Annotated in this window: 16 protein-coding genes, 6 tRNA genes and 1 rRNA gene; 1 reads left to right on the top strand and 22 read right to left on the bottom strand. The window is 50.6% G+C overall.

Features of this window, described 5'->3' with window-relative positions:
* Positions 1–123: 123 nt before the first annotated feature.
* From hisIE to HFP08_RS00045, 15 genes are all read right to left on the bottom strand, one after another.
* Positions 124–822: a bifunctional phosphoribosyl-AMP cyclohydrolase/phosphoribosyl-ATP diphosphatase HisIE gene (gene hisIE / locus HFP08_RS00115; protein WP_168118879.1), complete on the bottom strand. Its 699-nt coding sequence runs from the start codon at positions 820–822 to the stop codon at positions 124–126.
* Between the two features lie 5 nt (positions 823–827).
* Positions 828–1,586, bottom strand: a complete 759-nt coding sequence (gene hisF / locus HFP08_RS00110; protein ID WP_168118489.1) for an imidazole glycerol phosphate synthase subunit HisF — start codon at positions 1,584–1,586, stop codon at positions 828–830.
* Between the two features lie 129 nt (positions 1,587–1,715).
* Positions 1,716–2,330 carry an imidazole glycerol phosphate synthase subunit HisH gene (hisH, locus tag HFP08_RS00105; protein WP_168118488.1) on the bottom strand — a complete coding sequence of 205 codons (615 nt, stop codon included), beginning with the start codon at positions 2,328–2,330 and terminating at the stop codon, positions 1,716–1,718.
* Positions 2,331–2,930 (bottom strand): imidazoleglycerol-phosphate dehydratase HisB, encoded by a 600-nt coding sequence (hisB, locus tag HFP08_RS00100; protein WP_168118487.1) that lies wholly within the window; start codon positions 2,928–2,930, stop codon positions 2,331–2,333.
* A gap of 53 nt (positions 2,931–2,983) precedes the next feature.
* On the bottom strand, positions 2,984–4,270 hold the full coding sequence (gene hisD, locus HFP08_RS00095) for a histidinol dehydrogenase (RefSeq protein ID WP_168118486.1): 1,287 nt from the start codon (positions 4,268–4,270) through the stop codon (positions 2,984–2,986).
* Between the two features lie 127 nt (positions 4,271–4,397).
* Positions 4,398–5,042, bottom strand: coding sequence for an ATP phosphoribosyltransferase (gene hisG / locus HFP08_RS00090; protein ID WP_168118878.1), 645 nt, complete (start codon positions 5,040–5,042; stop codon positions 4,398–4,400).
* Positions 5,042–6,277, bottom strand: a complete 1,236-nt coding sequence (locus HFP08_RS00085; RefSeq protein WP_168118485.1) for an ATP phosphoribosyltransferase regulatory subunit — start codon at positions 6,275–6,277, stop codon at positions 5,042–5,044. The genes hisG and HFP08_RS00085 overlap by 1 nt, the downstream gene beginning before the upstream one ends.
* Positions 6,278–6,539: 262 nt before the next feature.
* Positions 6,540–7,046, bottom strand: coding sequence for an acyltransferase (locus HFP08_RS00080; protein ID WP_168118484.1), 507 nt, complete (start codon positions 7,044–7,046; stop codon positions 6,540–6,542).
* Positions 7,033–7,701, bottom strand: coding sequence for a pyrophosphatase PpaX (ppaX, locus tag HFP08_RS00075; RefSeq protein ID WP_168118483.1), 669 nt, complete (start codon positions 7,699–7,701; stop codon positions 7,033–7,035). The genes HFP08_RS00080 and ppaX overlap by 14 nt, the downstream gene beginning before the upstream one ends.
* Positions 7,702–7,760: 59 nt before the next feature.
* Entirely contained in the window at positions 7,761–8,804 is a 1,044-nt protein-coding gene (gene lgt / locus HFP08_RS00070; protein ID WP_481856525.1) for a prolipoprotein diacylglyceryl transferase, read from the bottom strand.
* A 52-nt stretch (positions 8,805–8,856) separates the two neighbouring features.
* Entirely contained in the window at positions 8,857–9,795 is a 939-nt protein-coding gene (hprK, locus tag HFP08_RS00065; RefSeq protein ID WP_168118482.1) for an HPr(Ser) kinase/phosphatase, read from the bottom strand.
* A 157-nt stretch (positions 9,796–9,952) separates the two neighbouring features.
* Positions 9,953–11,383: a DUF4179 domain-containing protein gene (locus HFP08_RS00060; RefSeq protein WP_168118481.1), complete on the bottom strand. Its 1,431-nt coding sequence runs from the start codon at positions 11,381–11,383 to the stop codon at positions 9,953–9,955.
* A complete protein-coding gene (locus HFP08_RS00055; RefSeq protein WP_168118480.1) occupies positions 11,340–11,936 on the bottom strand; it encodes a sigma-70 family RNA polymerase sigma factor in 597 nt (198 codons plus the stop codon). The genes HFP08_RS00060 and HFP08_RS00055 overlap by 44 nt, the downstream gene beginning before the upstream one ends.
* A gap of 186 nt (positions 11,937–12,122) precedes the next feature.
* Entirely contained in the window at positions 12,123–13,244 is a 1,122-nt protein-coding gene (locus HFP08_RS00050) for an ABC transporter ATP-binding protein (RefSeq protein ID WP_168118479.1), read from the bottom strand.
* Between the two features lie 89 nt (positions 13,245–13,333).
* Positions 13,334–14,476 (bottom strand): PucR family transcriptional regulator, encoded by a 1,143-nt coding sequence (locus HFP08_RS00045; protein WP_168118478.1) that lies wholly within the window; start codon positions 14,474–14,476, stop codon positions 13,334–13,336.
* 174 nt (positions 14,477–14,650) lie between these two features.
* On the opposite strand from HFP08_RS00045, the gene ssuE reads away from it, so the two are divergent.
* A complete protein-coding gene (gene ssuE, locus HFP08_RS00040) occupies positions 14,651–15,199 on the top strand; it encodes an NADPH-dependent FMN reductase (RefSeq protein WP_168118477.1) in 549 nt (182 codons plus the stop codon).
* 473 nt (positions 15,200–15,672) lie between these two features.
* Here ssuE and HFP08_RS00035 read toward each other — a convergent pair.
* From HFP08_RS00035 to HFP08_RS00005, 7 genes are all read right to left on the bottom strand, one after another.
* Positions 15,673–15,748: transfer RNA gene (locus HFP08_RS00035), tRNA-Lys, on the bottom strand.
* A gap of 13 nt (positions 15,749–15,761) precedes the next feature.
* Positions 15,762–15,845: transfer RNA gene (locus tag HFP08_RS00030), tRNA-Tyr, on the bottom strand.
* Positions 15,846–15,882: 37 nt separating this feature from the next.
* Positions 15,883–15,958: transfer RNA gene (locus tag HFP08_RS00025), tRNA-Phe, on the bottom strand.
* Between the two features lie 81 nt (positions 15,959–16,039).
* Positions 16,040–16,116, bottom strand: a tRNA-Asp gene (locus HFP08_RS00020).
* Positions 16,117–16,128: 12 nt separating this feature from the next.
* A tRNA-Val gene (locus HFP08_RS00015) sits at positions 16,129–16,204 on the bottom strand.
* 3 nt (positions 16,205–16,207) lie between these two features.
* Positions 16,208–16,284 (bottom strand) — tRNA-Met (locus HFP08_RS00010).
* A 252-nt stretch (positions 16,285–16,536) separates the two neighbouring features.
* Positions 16,537–16,689, bottom strand: a 23S ribosomal RNA gene (locus HFP08_RS00005); the annotation flags it as partial.

The raw sequence follows: 16,689 nt of genomic DNA, 5'->3' as shown, positions 1-16,689 counted from the left end.
TTCCAGCCAAAAATTTATTCCATTTTCCGATTTTCGTTCTTACTTGTCCTATTATACAGCTTATTTACAAGAATTCAAAAATGGAACGCATATAATTTTCGACAAAGTTATGAATTTCCGCCATTATCTCATCTTATTCGTTGTCGGTTTGCCATGCCTGCCGGCAAGTTCTGTCATTACAGCATCCAAAGGCAAGCCTCGTTCGCGCAGCAGCACCATCAAATGGAACACAAGATCGCTCGCTTCGCTCCTGAGCTCATCATTATCTTCATTCTTCGCCGCAATGATGACCTCGGCCGACTCTTCCCCGACCTTCTTCAGAATTTTGTCTACGCCTTTATCGAAGAGATAGCTGGTATAGGTGCCCTCAGGACGCTCCGCGTCTCGCTGCGCGATGATCGTCTCCAGGCGACCCAAAATTTCGAAGCGGTCCGCTTCAGCGGCATGCTGCTCCGCGGCTCCCCCCGCCTTATGATCCCCCTCAAGCTCGATCGCGTTATAGAAGCAGCTGTAGCTGCCTGTATGGCAAGCCGGGCCTTGCTGCTGCACCCGCACGAGCAGCGTGTCTCCATCGCAATCATACGACAATGACACAATTCGCTGCGTATGCCCGCTCGTCGCGCCTTTATTCCATAGCTCATTTCTGGAACGGCTCCAAAACCACGTAGAGCCGGATTCGATCGACAGCTTCAGCGACTCCTCGTTCATATAAGCGAGCATCAATACCTCCTTGCTCTGCGCATCCTGCACAACAGCGGGAATAAGGCCGTTCGCGTCCCATTTCAAGACGGAACGAAGCTCCGAATTGTCCGCAGCCTTCATAGTCGTCACCTTACCTCAACTCCTTTCTCTCTCAAATCCGCCTTCACTTGCTCAATCGTCATTTCCTTATAATGAAATATCGTTGCGGCCAGCGCTGCGTCCGCGTTCGCTGCCTCGAACACCTCCGAGAAATGCTCGATGCGACCCGCTCCGCCGGAAGCGATAACGGGAATGCCCACCGACTCGGATACGGCCTTGGTGAGCTTAATGTCGAAGCCGTCCTTCGTGCCGTCCGCGTCCATCGACGTGAGCAGCAGCTCTCCTGCTCCCAGCCGTTCCACCTCGCGCACCCACTCCAGCGCGCGAATGCCCGTCGATTGTCTGCCGCCATGCGTATAGACCTCCCACTCGCCCCACTCGGCGTTGAACCTGGCGTCTATCGCGACAACGATGCACTGCGAGCCGAATTTGCGCGCTCCGTCCGATACGAGCGATGGATTTTTCACCGCAGCCGTATTGATTCCGATTTTGTCCGCACCCGCGCGCAGCAGCCGTTTCATATCATCTACATGAGAGATACCCCCGCCCACGGTGAAAGGAATCGTAATCTCGCCAGCCGTCTGCTTCACAACCTCGATCATGGTCGCCCTGCCTTCCACCGAAGCCGATATATCCAGGAAGACGAGCTCGTCGGCGCCTTCCCGATCATAGATCGCGGCCAGCTCGACGGGATCGCCTGCATCTCTGAGATTCACGAAGTTAACGCCCTTAACAACCCTTCCATCCTTCACGTCCAGACAGGGAATAATGCGTTTCGCCAGCATCGTGGTCATCACTCCTTTTCGTATTCAAACTTGCCAAGCCTCTTTCCGCCGAACAAGCCTCTTTCCGCTGCCGCTTGCGCCGCTTCCGAACAGCATGCTTCCAGCCTCAGCCTGGCGACTGTACTTGTACTAACCTCTTCCGCCCGTTAACGCCAGGAAATTGCCGAGCAGCGCCATGCCGAGCTCCCCGCTCTTCTCCGGATGGAACTGCATGCCGTACAGGTTGTCGCGTCCCACGATCGCAGTGACATCCCCGTAATAATCTGTGGTCGCAAGCAAATCCGACTTCAGCTCAGGCAGCGCGTGGAAGGAGTGAACGAAATACACATGCCCTTGGGACAGACCTTTGAAGAGAGGCGACTGAGGCTGCGAGAACTGCAGCTTGTTCCACCCCATATGCGGGATTTTGAAATCGCCGCTGAAGCGCACCACTTGACCGGGCAGCAGATCGAGCCCCTTATTGCTTCCATACTCCGAGCTTTCGCTGAACAACAGCTGCATGCCCAAACAGATTCCGAGCATAGGCTTGCCGGAGCCTGCGTAATATTTCGCCACATCATCGAGCATCGTGTTGCGCAAATTTTGCATCGCGTCGCCGAATGCGCCGACGCCGGGCAGGATCGCGCCGTCCGCCTCAATAATCCTCTGAGGATCCGCTGTCACTTCTGCTTCATAGCCGAGTCGCTCGACCGCCTTGCTGACGCTGTGAAGATTGCCCATCCCGTAGTCGATAATCGCAATCATCTACAGCACTCCCTTCGTCGAAGGCACTCCTGTCACGCGGGGATCGATTGCAGTCGCCTCATCCAATGCGCGTCCAAGCGCCTTGAATACCGCTTCAATCATATGATGCGTGTTCTGTCCGTAATGGACAATCACATGCAGCGTAATGCGCGCCTCCAACGCCAGCTTCCATAGAAACTCATGCACGAGCTCCGTAGAGAAGCTCCCCACCTGAGCGGAAGGATATTCCGCCCGATATTCGAAATGCGGTCGGTTGCTTACATCAATGACAACCTGGGCAAGCGCCTCGTCCATCGGCACAAATACACTTGCATAACGCTTGATGCCGCGTTTATCTCCCAGAGCTTCCCGCAGCGTTTGACCGAGGCAAATCCCGATGTCTTCCACCGTGTGATGATCATCAATGTCGATATCGCCCGTCGCTTCCACCGACAAATCGAATTGCCCGTGCTTCGCGAACAAATCAAGCATATGATTCAGGAATGGAACGTCGGTCTCCAGCTTAGCCTGCCCCGTTCCATCCACCCCGAAGGTTAATGTGATATCCGTTTCATTCGTCTTTCTTGCCACTGAAGCTGTGCGCGCCGTCTGTTCTGCCATATCCAACCCCTGCCTTCTTCATGCTTATTGTCGGGAGTAGATTCTTCCCGTCTTTAGTCCCGTTCCTTCTCCAAGCGGATCTCAATCGCCCTCGCATGGCCTTCCAATCCCTCATGTCTCGCCAGCGTCATAATGTTCTCGCCGTTTGCCATCAGAGCTTCCTTGCTATAATAGATCAAGCTTGATTTCTTCATAAAATCATCCACGTTGACCGGCGACGAGAATCTTGCCGTGCCGTTCGTCGGAATAATGTGATTCGGGCCAGCGAAATAATCGCCAACCGGCTCCGAGCTGTACGGTCCGAGGAAGATCGCTCCGGCATTCTCGATAAAACCAAGAAGCTTCATCGGATCGCTCGTCAGAATCTCCAAATGCTCCGGAGCAAGCTGGTTCACGACCGCAATACCGGCTTCGATCGAATCCACAAGCAGCACCGCTCCATAGTTGTCGATGGAGCTGCGGGCAATCGCTTCCCGCGGCAGCTGCGAGAGCTGGCGTTCCACCTCGGCTGCGACAGCCTCGGCCAGCTCTCTGGACGGCGTCACGAGAATAGAAGACGCCATCTCGTCATGCTCCGCCTGGGAGAGCAGATCGGCCGCGATATAAGAAGCATCGGCGTCCCCATCCGCCAACACCACAATCTCGCTCGGCCCGGCGATGCTGTCAATGTCTACCGCCCCGAACACCGCGCGCTTCGCCAGCGCGACATAGATATTGCCCGGTCCGCAGATCTTGTCGACCGGCGCAATCGTCTCCGTGCCGTACGCCAGCGCGGCAATCGCTTGAGCCCCGCCGACCCGGTACAATTCCTTGACGCCCGCCTCAGCGGCCGCAACGAGAATATACGGGTCGATGCCCTCCTTGCCGCCGGTCGCGGGCGGCGTCACCATTACAATCTCCGGCACGCCGGCCACCTGGGCCGGAATCACATTCATCAACACGGACGAGGGATACGCCGCTTTCCCGCCGGGCACATAGACGCCCACGCGCTTCAGCGGGCGCATAATCTGCCCGAGCATCGTCCCGTCCGGCTGCAGATCCATCCACGAAGCGCGCTTCTGCTTCTCGTGGAAGGCCCTGATATTGACGGCAGCCTCGCGGATCGCCGTCAGGAAAGCGGCGTCCACGCGCCCGTACGCCGCTTCAATCTCCTGCGGCGTCACGCGCAGCTCCGCCGCCGCAAGCTTCACCCCGTCATGCTGCGCCGTATATCGCAGCAATGCCGCATCGCCCTCCGCCTTCACGTCTCCGACGATCCGCATGGCGGCCTCATTCTGCTCAGGCGTTCCGTACTCCACCTCGCGTTTCAATCCAAACTGCTCGGCCTGCATAATCCGCATGCTCCCCACCTCTTTCCATTTATTATCCGGCGCCGCATGTTTTCTACCTATCTCTTGCCCATCTCCTGCACGGTCCCTGAGATCCGCATGCTTCTCTCAGCCGAGTCGCTGCTATGCGCTTCGCAGCTTAAGCCTTCGCCGCAATCGTCTCCTGCAGTCTGTCGCATAAGCTCTGAATGCTGTCATTCTTCATCCGGTAGCTGACACGGTTCGCGATCAGCCTGCTCGTAATGCCGAAGATCGATTCCATCTCCACCAGTCCGTTCTCCTTGAGCGTCTGTCCCGTCTCCACCATATCCACGATCCGATCCGCGAGTCCGATCAAGGGCGCAAGCTCGATCGAGCCGTTCAGCTTGATCACCTCTACCTGCTGGCCGCGCTCGCGGAAATACGCGGAAGCTACGTTCGGATATTTTGTCGCTACTCGCGGTTGAATCGTCGGCTGCCAATCCGGCAGCGCGATGACCGACATCCGGCATTTCGCAATGCCAAGATCGAGCAACTCGTACACATCCTTATCCTCTTCCATCAGCACATCCTTGCCGACGATGCCGATATCCGCAACGCCGTATTCCACGTAAGTCGGCACATCTACGGGCTTTGCCATAATAAATTCCATATTCGCTTCAGGAAGTTCAATAATCAGCTTCCGCGTATCGTCGAAATCGACCGGGATCGGGAGTCCCGCCTCGCGGAACAGCTTCGATGCCTGCTTATAGATTCGCCCCTTCGGCATTGCCACCTTCAAAATATCCTTCTGCGCTTCCGCCATCATACCGAACCGCCCTTCTTCTCGCCATTCACAAATACATGCACCGAGGTGAACGGCAAGCCATTATGCGGTATTATACCGCCGTTGACCGCCGTGCTCGACAGCTCCGCCAATTGCTCAGCCTCAGCCGATTCCACCCGCTCCGTTACGACATTCCTTCCTTCGCCGCGAAGCTGCTGCGCAAGCCCGATCGCCTCCATGCGGCTCTGTGAATCATAGACCACGAGCGTTCGCTCCGCTGAAGTATTCTTCTCCGCTCCGAGCAGTTCCAGAATTCGTGTCGTCTTCAAAGCGAAGCCCGTAGCCGGAGCCGGCCTGCCGAACTGCGCCAACAGATTGTCATAACGCCCTCCGCTAACGACCGGGAAGCCGAGATCCGCCGCATAACCTTCAAAGGTCATGCCCGTATAATAAGAGAAATCCCCAATCATCGTCAGATCGATCAGCACATGCTCGCATACCCCGTACGCTTTCAACACATCCCATATTTCGCAAAGATGCGAGATCGATTGCCTCGCCTGTTCATCCTTGCTTACAAGCATCGCTTGATCACAGATCTCTTGCCCCCCGCGCAAGCGCAGAATGCCCTCCAGCTCTCGTTGAACGGGTTCTTCAAGCCTGAGTCCGCGCAGTTGTTCGCGATAGCCGACATAATCCCGGCCAAGCAAGCAGCTTTTAAGCAACTCCTGCTCCTCGGACTTGCCCTTAAGCGTTTCCTCGAACAATCCGTTCAGAAAGCCGACATGCCCGATCGCGATTTTGAACCGCTCCACGCCGGCCGCCTTAAGCGACGCAATCGCCAGAGCCACTACCTCCGCATCCGCTTCGGGGGAAGAATCGCCAACGAGCTCCACGCCGGTTTGGAAAAATTCCGCCTCTCTCCCGGCCTCCTCTTCAATCGATCGAAACACATTCGAATGATAGGACAGCCGCAGCGGGAACTTCACTTCCTTCAGCAGCGAAGACACTACCCGCGCGATCGGAGCGGTCATATCGGAGCGCAGCACCAGCGTCGTCCCGCGATTATTGAGCAGCTTATATAATTTCTGATCCGAGGTCGAGCTTGCCGCACCGACCGTATCGTAATATTCCATCGTAGGCGTAATAATCTGCTCATAGCCCCAGCTCTCCATGCAAGCCAAGGTGGAGCGTTCAATATGGCGCAGCCGTTTAACCGCTTCCGGCAAGTAATCCTTCACGCCAATCGGTTTTTCGAACATTTTTGGTTTGGACATTTTATAATCCCCTTATTCTATTTAATGCGTTAAAGTGCTACCATATTACCATACTAACAAAATAAAGTAGTTAGTCGCTATCTTAGCATGATCCCTTACGCTTCGTCAATCTTTTCTCCCCATTGCCATGAAAAAAGGATCCCTCTGCGCCAGGTCATGATTAAGCGCTTTGCCCGCGCATTCTAAGACCCTTTCCAGAGACATCCTGTCATGACTGCGGCTTGCTGTGCTCCATATTGCAATTGCTGTTTCCCCCGCAATCCTACCCATCTTCTTGCCCGTCAGCGCCTTTCCTCTCAATGATTCGCATCGGGTTGCCTCCGACGAAGGCATGCGCAGGCACATCCTTGTGAACGAGAGAGCCTGCGGCGACAACCGCATGATCGCCAATCGTGACGCCTGGCAGAATCGTCGTATTCGCTCCGATCATAACGCTGTCTCCTATGACGACCTGCCCCAAACGATATTCCTTGATCAGATATTCATGCGTAAGAATCGTGGTGTTATAGCCAATAATGGAATTTCTTCCAACCGAGATTTTTTCAGGGAAGAACACATCCACCATGACCATCAGCGCGAACGACGTATGCTCCCCGACCTTCATGCCGAGCAGGCGGCGATAGATGCTATTTTTCACGGAAAGGAACGGACAGTATCTTGCTATTTGTATGAAGACGAAATTTTTGACCGCCTTCCACCTGCTGACTGTCGAATAGACCTGCCATAGCGCATTGGGGCCTTCTACGGGAAATCGATCAACTCTTCGCAAGAGGCTCCCGCTCCAATCCGGCGAAAGCGTACAATTCACGCATATCGTCGATTACATAGGCGGCCCCCGCCTCCTTCAAAATTCGTCCGCCCTTGAGCGACCATGCCACGCCCACGGGAATTACGCCCGCCGCAACCGCCGATTGCATATCTACGACGCTGTCGCCGACCATTATCGTGGTTGCCGGATCTGCCTGAAGCAGCTCCATCGCTTTCGCGACAGGCTCCGGGTCGGGTTTCGCATGTGTAACATCGTCGATCGTTACAAGCGCATCCATGCAGTCGTAAATGCCGACAAGCCGCAGCCCCTTCTCGGTCGTCAGCCTCATTTTCGTTGTAACAACCCCCAGACGAACGCCTTCTCCCCGCAATCGTCCCAGCACTTCAACGACATAAGCGAACGGCTTCACATACTCGTCATGGAGCCTTAAATTCACCTCGCGATAGGCAGCTACCAGCTCTGCTACATCCTCCCGGCCAGAGAATAATCGCAGTTGATTTTCCAACGGCTGTCCCATGCTCGGAATGATATGCTCCCGCTCGAACGACTCCGGTACAATGCCTTCGAGCGATTCCATAAAGGAACGAATAATCAATTCATTCGTGTCGAGTATTGTGCCGTCCAGATCGAATAACATGGTGCGAATCGTGTTCATGCCGCGCCTTCCTTCCGCTGCCCTGAGCTATCTTTTTTCTTCTTATAATCCGAATTCCCTTATCGTTTTCCCTCATTCAAGTCCGCCGCTTCTCCGCTTGGCGTTTTCTCCACAGAGGCTTCTGCGCCCGCTATCTGAGCGGTTTGTCCCTCTTGCGAAGCAGCGATTGCTTCGCCATTGCGCTCAGGCCTCGTCGTCACGATCGGATCGGCATAGTAGACATTGGCTTTTCCGTTGACGCGGCGAAGCACGATGAATAGAATGGCTCCAATAATGAGCAGCACGGCCAATGCCTGCGAAATGCGGATATTGCCGTAGGATGGATCCAAATAGCCTCGATCGAATACCGTGTCCATCGGAGCCCACAGCGCGTTGATGAAGCTTGCCAGCCATTTCGGTCCGATGAAGGCCAGACTGTCCGTGCGAAGCGCTTCTATGTAGAACCGGCCAATCGAATACCAGATGAAATAACAGGCCGTTAACTCGCCGGCGCGCAGAAATTTCTGCCGCCTAATGATTAACAAGATCAGGATGCCTGCCAAGCTCCATATCGATTCATACAGGAACGTTGGCTGACGGAAGGCGTCATCAATAAACATCTGATCCACTATAAAAGATGGCAGATGCAGCGTATGCCTCAGGAAGCTCTCGCTCACCGTGCCGCCGAATGCCTCCTGATTCATGAAATTGCCCCATCGCCCGATCATCTGACCGGCCAAGAGGCCCGGTACGCAAATATCTACGATGCGCAGGAAGCTGTAGCCCTTGTATCTTGCATAGAAGAAGCCGCATAGGAGCGCGCCGATAATCGCGCCATAGATCGCAATGCCGCCCTCCCAAATTTTGATCATGTCGATGGGATGATCCTTATACTCGTCCCACTTGAACGCGACATAATAAATCCGCGCGCAAATAATCGCCGTTGGAGCTCCAAACAGCAGCAAATCCATGAAGAAATCCGGCTTGATGCCAAACCTCTTTCCTTCTTGAATAGCAAGCATCAATCCGATCAAAGCTCCTAAACCAAGTATGATACCGTACCAGCGCACCGTCAGATTTCCAAGCTCGAATACGACTGGATTTAACGCTAACGATTGAATCAAATGGACCTACCCCTTAACTCTTTATTTGAACTTCTGGTCATAATCTATGCAATCAATCATAGTCATCCGCATCATCCGAAATCGTTTCTGTCAGCTTGTTCGTGAACTGAAGCGCAGCGTTGTAGCCCATGTTTTTCAGCCTGAAATTCATCGCGGCCACTTCAATAATGACTGCAAGGTTGCGGCCCGGTCTTACCGGGATCGTCACCTGTGTCACATCCGTATCGATGATGCGCGTCGTCTCGTCATCAAGTCCCAGACGGTCGTATTGCTTGTCCTGCTGCCATATTTCCAGCTTGATAACCAGACCAATACGCTTCTGTGTACGAACCGCTCCAGCACCGAACAAAGTCATTACATTAATAATGCCGAGGCCTCTAATCTCCAGGAGATGTCGGATCAACTCGGGAGCAGTGCCATGCAGTTGACCATCGGAGGTTTGGCGGATCTCCACTGCGTCATCCGCAACCAGGCGATGCGATCGCTTCACAAGCTCCAACGCCGTCTCGCTCTTGCCAATTCCGCTTCCGCCTGTAATGAGAATGCCCACGCCGTAGACATCCACCAACACCCCGTGAATCGTGGCAGTTGGCGCAAGCTTATGCTCGAGGAAATCCGTGATTCGACTGGAGAGAATCGTCGTCGCCACATTGCTGCGCAATACCGGAACCTCATTCTCGTTCGCTACTTCCAAGAGCTCCTTGGGCGCATCCATGCCTCTCGTCAGAATGATGCACGGCGTTTCCTCATTGCACAGCCTTATCATTCTGTTCCTGCGCTCTTCGCTGTCGAGCATGCTTATGAATGAAATTTCCGTCTTCCCAAGCAGCTGTACACGTTCTGTAGGATGATAATGAAAGTATCCTGCCATTTCGAGGCCAGGACGATAAAGATCATCGACCGTAATATTGCGCTTCAGTCCATCCTCTCCCGCCAGAATTTCCAATTGGAAATGCCGCACGAGCTCTGATACTTTAACTTTCTTTGGCAAAGGGTTGGCCTCCTTATATCGCGATATCGCTAATTTCGTTATTGTAAGCAAAAACTCCAATGTCTTCATCGTAATGCAAAAAGACGCCGAACGCAACGTTTCCCGCCGCTCGACGTCTATTCCGACATTATTATTAACTATCTACTTACTTGAACTTTTACTTGATCTCCACCTTAATCTCTTTCATAACATAGCCAGGATACTCCTCAATCTCAAACGTGAGAGGTTGTTGATAAGGCTTGTTCGGAATCCGATAGAAATAATTGATTTCACTGCTCCCTGCCCTAAATCCTGCCTGCGTCCCGCCAAATCGTAGAAATGCAAATTGTTCGCCTGATGCGTCATGAAAAGTGCTATCAGTCTGAAAGAGAGTATATATTTTTTTCCCAATTCCCGGGTCGTCGCTTTGGTCTAATGTCAGCTCCAATTCAATATAATCCGACTTCTTCTCGGCATGATTCAGCTTGATCTTCGAATCTGGCGCCGATAAGATATCTCCTGTATCGGAGTTTATCACAAGCTTATTGTCACGATCCGATATGAGCGCGCCGTCTGCCACAAAGGTAAGATGCCTTGGTTTCTGAAAGTAGCTGCTTTGGAAATTTCTTGTGATGACCGAATCGAGTCCACCCATTCCATTAGGAGTCGTATACTCGCGACCCTTGTCATCCACGATCTTCATATTTATAAAGTCATTCAATCTTCTTGAATTAGCCTCATCACCTTCGAAGGTAACACTGACTTGCAGAGGAGTAATGGTTACATCTTTCATCAAAATGTGCTGTTCTCCAATCTCAATCTGCTTATTTAGCAAAACATATTCCGTCTTGTCCGCAAATTGCTCTTGATCAATTGGCACATCAACAGCTAATGTTTCTCCACCAAGCTCTAACTGGAAATGAATTTGATTCGGCATTGGCACATCCTGCCCCATCATAATATCCATATAATCTTGATAACTCTCTGCTTTCCCGACACTTACTTCTCTAAAATTATGATTAGATCCAATCATCGCTTGAAGACGCTCGCCATTTTCATCCGTCAATTTATATGTCAAGCTATCACCTGGTTGAATACCCGGCCCTTCCGCACTATACAAAATAATCGCTCTTTGCGCATCCGCCATTAGGCCATTCACCGTCAATTTATAACCATTTCTCTCGTCTGAAAGATTTAATGGCATCAAATATTCGTTGTCGATGGCTGCCATGAGAGATTGATCATAACCAAGCAGCTTCACATAACCGCTGAAACCGGGAATATCTTCAAGAAAGCTGGCAAAGGAAGGAGAAACTCGCACAAATGCCGAAAGAAGAACGAACACGCTTGCCGCTGCTAGAACGGTCCATAGACCTGCCTTTTTCCTTCTGTATCGGACGGCTTGCTTGCGTCCTGATCTCACCCCGTTTATCAAAGCTTGATCAGTCTTCCACTCTTCATGTTCTGCCATTTCATTTTCCATAACATTTCGATCGAACTGCAGGGCTTGCATCACCTCATTAAGCGCTTCGTCAACAGCTATCCTATTATCGTCGTCATTACACTCAGTCCAATTGCTCTCGCCATCCCTCTTCAACCTTTCGTCCATTTCCTCCAGCCTCCTCTCCAGCACCCAACCCTTTTCTTAATCTTTTCAATCCTTGATGCAGCCAGGTTCTAATCGTCCCGTTTGGCTTTTCAAGCAATTCCGCTATTTCCGTGATGGTCATATCCCGATAATATTTAAGCACGATAACCATTCGGTATTTCGGCTCGAGCTTCGCAACCTGATCTTTCATATGAAGGGAGGCGACGACATCCGGTTCACTTGTATTGCTATTCCACACTACTTCGGCCATAGGAAGCTCTTTTTTTCTCTTCTTTCGCTCATCCATACAAATATGAATTAAAATACGAATCATCCAGGTTGTAAACAACCTTGCATCCCGCAGCGACTTTCTTTTCAGCCAAACTCGGCTTACCGTCTCTTGTATCGCTTCAAGAGCATCTTCTTCATTTCGCATGTAAGAGAACGCAATGCCGAACATCTTGCTCTTATCGCATTCGATTCGCTTCAATAACGCATCGTCATCGCCTTTCAGCGCTGCTCTGGTCCATTCCTCTTTGTCCTTCTCCAGTTTATTCCTTTCATCCTGATCCATCCCTTCCCTCCTAGCCCGAACACTCACTCCAACTTGTTGCATGTACTTTATCAAGGATTAGACGCCCCAAGTCTTTAAACGGTTTTACTCATTTTCGACTTTTCTCAAAACCCGGTATAGTTCAAAATTGAAAAACGAAAAAAGAGCCCCCGGAAAATCCGGAAGCCCTTGATCATATTAAAAGTATTAAGCTTCGAAGATGTTAAGCTCAGTTTCCTTGTCGAACAGGTGAACCTTGTTCATGTCAAGGGCAAGCTTCACGCTCGAACCGTCACGGATTGTCGAACGTCCGTCTACGCGAGCGATGACTGTGTCGGAACCGATACCGTTCAGGTAGAGGTACATTTCATGACCCAGGTTCTCAGCTACGTCAACGTTTGCGTTAACTGCTGTTTGCGGAGAAGCTTCCAGGAATACTGGCTCTTCATGAATGTCCTCTGGACGCACGCCGAGGATAACCTCTTTGCCGATATAGCCTTGTGCGCGCAGTGTGGATGCTTTGCCGTCAGGAACTAGAACGTCTACGCCGGAAGCTTTGAAACGAACAACACCGTTTTGCTCAGACAACGAACCGGAAATAAAGTTCATCGATGGGGCGCCGATAAATCCTGCAACGAAGATATTAACCGGGTGATTATACAGTTCTTCTGGCGAAGCTGTTTGCTGAATGAAACCATCCTTCATAACAACGATGCGATCGCCCATTGTCATAGCCTCGATTTGGTCATGCGTTACATAGATCGTTGTTGTTTCAAGACGCTTGGTCAGTTTGCTGATTTCCGCACGCATCTGACCGCGAAGCTTGGCATCAAGGTTGGAAAGCGGCTCATCCATCAAGAATACTTGCGGTTCACGTACAATCGCGCGGCCCAAGGCAACACGCTGACGTTGACCGCCGGAAAGTGCTTTTGGCTTACGGTCAAGCAAATGCTCGATATCTAGAATTTTAGCAGCCTCGCGAACACGCTTGTCGATGTCTGCTTTTTTGAATTTACGAAGTTTAAGTCCAAACGCCATGTTCTGATACACGTTCATATGCGGATACAAAGCGTAGGATTGGAATACCATCGCGATATCGCGATCTTTAGGAGCAACATCATTAACAAGACGATCGCCAATGAACAATTTACCGTCGGTAATTTCTTCAAGACCTGCGATCATACGAAGAGTCGTTGATTTTCCGCAACCGGAAGGACCAACCAACACCAGAAACTCTTTATCCTTAATATCTAAGTTAACGTCTGTTACCGATGCTTTTTCAGATCCTGGATACTTCTTGTAAATGCCTTCCAAGCGTACGCCTGCCATAATATTTTCCCCCTAGAAAAGAAATTTCGTTATGCATCTATCTTATCCCACCTCGAGATGTATGACTATGCACATACTTTACAAAAAAACTAATTTCTTTTCGTAACTTTGTACAATAGCAATATGATCTTCATAAGCACGGCATCCCGGAACAGTCTTACGTCAAGTCCCGTTTCCTGCTTCAGTTTATCGAGTCGATACAGCAGCGTATTTCGGTGGATATAAAGTTTTTTCGCGGTTTCGCTTACATTGCAGTCCAATGAAAAGAATGTTTCGAGTGTCGCCAGCATTTCCGGCTCGACAAAAAGATCCGTCCTTTTTAAGGATTGCTCCAAATATTTCGCTCTCTGCGTCTCCGGTATTGCATTCAGCAGACGCTCCAGTTGCATAAGCCAAGGCAAATGAATATTCGTGCCGATATGGAACTTCCGTCCCAAACTAACCGTTTCGCGAAGCGTAATGAGCGTCTCTATCATACTTTGAGAAGGAGATACCGGGTGGGTGACAGCAAGATGGCATTCTCCAATCCATTCGCTTGTCAACATCTCGTGAAGACCGGAAGCAATCGAGGCCAGGCTCTCCTCCAACGATTCTTCCTCGGAGTAATCATATCCATCCAATTCTTCATCCTTAAGCAGGGACAATGGCCCCCATATTAGCCATTCCTGGCTCTTAAGCGGAATGAGCAGAATATCATCCGAAAGGAAGGATCGAAGCAGCTTCTCCAGTTCTGTATATGCCGCTTTCTTCGATCCGGATTGCTCGGTTACGAGCAAGAATGGAATCATCTCGTGATATAATCGGCTGCCCACAGCCAAGGAATCCGGCAATGAATAATTCGGCTCGTCCGCCTCCAGCTGTTTTTGAATCCATACACTTAGCTTTTGAGCGAATTTCTCCGATTCCGTTTGGTTTTCTTCTCGTTTTTCTTCCTTATTATGATCGAAATTTTTCAGAGTCCAACTGATGAGCTCTTTTTCCAATTCGCTTAGCTGCTTCTGTTCCACATATAATATAGTCAGTTCCTCTTCGTTCGTTTCTGCAACAAACCATGTTCCTTCGCTGCCCTCAACTCTTTCACCTGGCTTAGGCTTATCGCCTCCGACGTTAGCGACGGATCTCATTTCAGCTTCGCTAATACTTTGTATCCATTCCTCTTCATGAATAATGCTAATTCGCGTCGGATAATTCAAAATTTGCTCAAGCGGCTTTAACCAATCTGTCTTGCTCATCTGTCGTCTCCACTCTCCATGAAAAAGCATTTTTGTGGACATTGTACCATACAATCCGGCTTAATTCAGCAATTTGACCTGGTATGCTGTACATGGTACGCTACTCCAAAGATTGCTAAATCCATAATTCACAGGGCTTGTAAATTCATTTGCATTTTTAAGGGGGTAATGTTCATGTCTAAAATTGTAATTATATCAGGAAGTCCTAATGCGACATCCCGCTTGAATGGCATGATTGATTTTGTACGCAAGGATTTGGAGAAACGGGGACTTTCCACAAAAACGATAACAATCGTTAGTTTGCCGGCAGAGGATTTGATTCATTCTCGTTTCGGAAGCGCGTCGATCGTCGCTGCTAATAAGCTAGTAGAGGAAGCAGTAGGCGTCATTATCGCAAGTCCGGTTTATAAAGCCTCTTTCACGGGAGTACTGAAAGCATACATCGACTTGCTTCCTCAAAAAGGATTCGAGGGCAAATTCATAATGCCCCTCTTTATCGGCGGCACCCTTGCCCATCTGTTATCCATCGATTACTCGCTCAAACCCGTCTTATCCTCCATGGGCGCAAGACACTATGTGCGGAGCATTTATGCAACAGATGATCAAGTTATTCGCATGCAAGACGGTTCAAGCGAAACGCAATTCGAAATTCAGGAAGAGCTCCAGAACCGTATGCTTTCCGCAATCGAGGAGCTTGAAGATGAGTTAAGAATCAGGGGTTGATTCCGCTAATTCTACGAAATTATTGAATGAACAACAAAATGAAATAACAATGGAGAAAGACGCCTTACGCGTCCTTGAATGCAGCAACCTATACTAATGGAATTTTTGGAGGCTGCCGATTCATTGTGGATCCATGAGCGCGTGGCCATTTGACCAAGGCGTGTAGCGTAACGGTCACAATTGACCGTAAGAAGCCATAATCACGCCTAACGGGTATTTTAACGATCGCGGATGACCGTTAAAAAGAGTAATTGAGGGGTTTCAACCCTAATTTCTAACGCTAACGGTCAAATGCGACCCTTACATTCTGAAAATCGTGGATATCGTCGCGTAACGGTCGCGGATGTCCTTTAAAACCAGCTAGAGGGCCTCGAAAATCTCTGTTACAGTCGCAAGCATTCCCATCGAAATTTTATAAATACTATAACAAAAAAGAGAGGCTTTGCCTCTCTTGGTCGATTCAGATAAAAAACTGGTGAGCCATGAAGGACTCGAACCTTCGACACCCTGATTAAAAGTCAGGTGCTCTACCAACTGAGCTAATGGCTCTTAAAGAAATAAGTGGTGGAGGATGATGGATTTGAACCACCGAACCCGAAGGAAGAGATTTACAGTCTCCCGCGTTTGGCCACTTCGCTAATCCTCCATAATCGTTTCTTCATTGTCCTGAATGAAGAAATCAATGGTGGCTCGGGACGGAATCGAACCGCCGACACGAGGATTTTCAGTCCTCTGCTCTACCGACTGAGCTACCGAGCCTAGCTGTGTTGTCCTGCAAGCGGGTTAACCGAAATGATTCGGAAATGCTTTTTAAGGACTTCTTCACTTATGGGGAAAATATGGCGGAGCTGACGGGATTCGAACCCGCGGTCTCCTGCGTGACAGGCAGGCATGTTAGGCCTCTACACCACAGCTCCGAGTTGTATTGATGGTGGAGGATGACGGGATCGAACCGCCGACCCTCTGCTTGTAAGGCAGATGCTCTCCCAGCTGAGCTAATCCTCCATATGGTAGCGGCGAAGGGGATCGAACCCCCGACCTCACGGGTATGAACCGTACGCTCTAGCCAGCTGAGCTACACCGCCACATGTCCCCGATTTTGTCTCTTGCGGCGCTCGGGGTCACTCGCAAGGTCAAGTAATGACATAGCCATATGTCATGTGCAAATCCGTCTCCAGATGAAGCTTGTCCATCATGGATAACAAAGCTTTGCGCCTTGAAAACTGGATACGAAAGTAATGCTGCTTGCTCTAGCTAATTTCCCGAATGGTTTCGGGGCCCCCGCAAAGGTTTCGGAATACTCCTCGAAGCCTACGCTTCACTTTGTGGGGTACTTTTAGGATAAGCCCTCGACCGATTAGTATTCGTCAGCTCCACACGTTGCCGCGCTTCCACCTCGAACCTATCAACCTCGTCGTCTTCAAGGGGTCTTACATACTGGGAAATCTCATCTTGAGGGGGGCTTCACGCTTAGATGCTTTCAGCGCTTA

It is taken from the genome of Paenibacillus sp. HB172176, assembly GCF_011947265.1.
GTDB lineage: Bacteria > Bacillota > Bacilli > Paenibacillales > Paenibacillaceae > Pristimantibacillus.
Note: the sequence above shows the minus strand (reverse complement) of the source record. Positions and strands in the feature narration are given on the sequence as shown.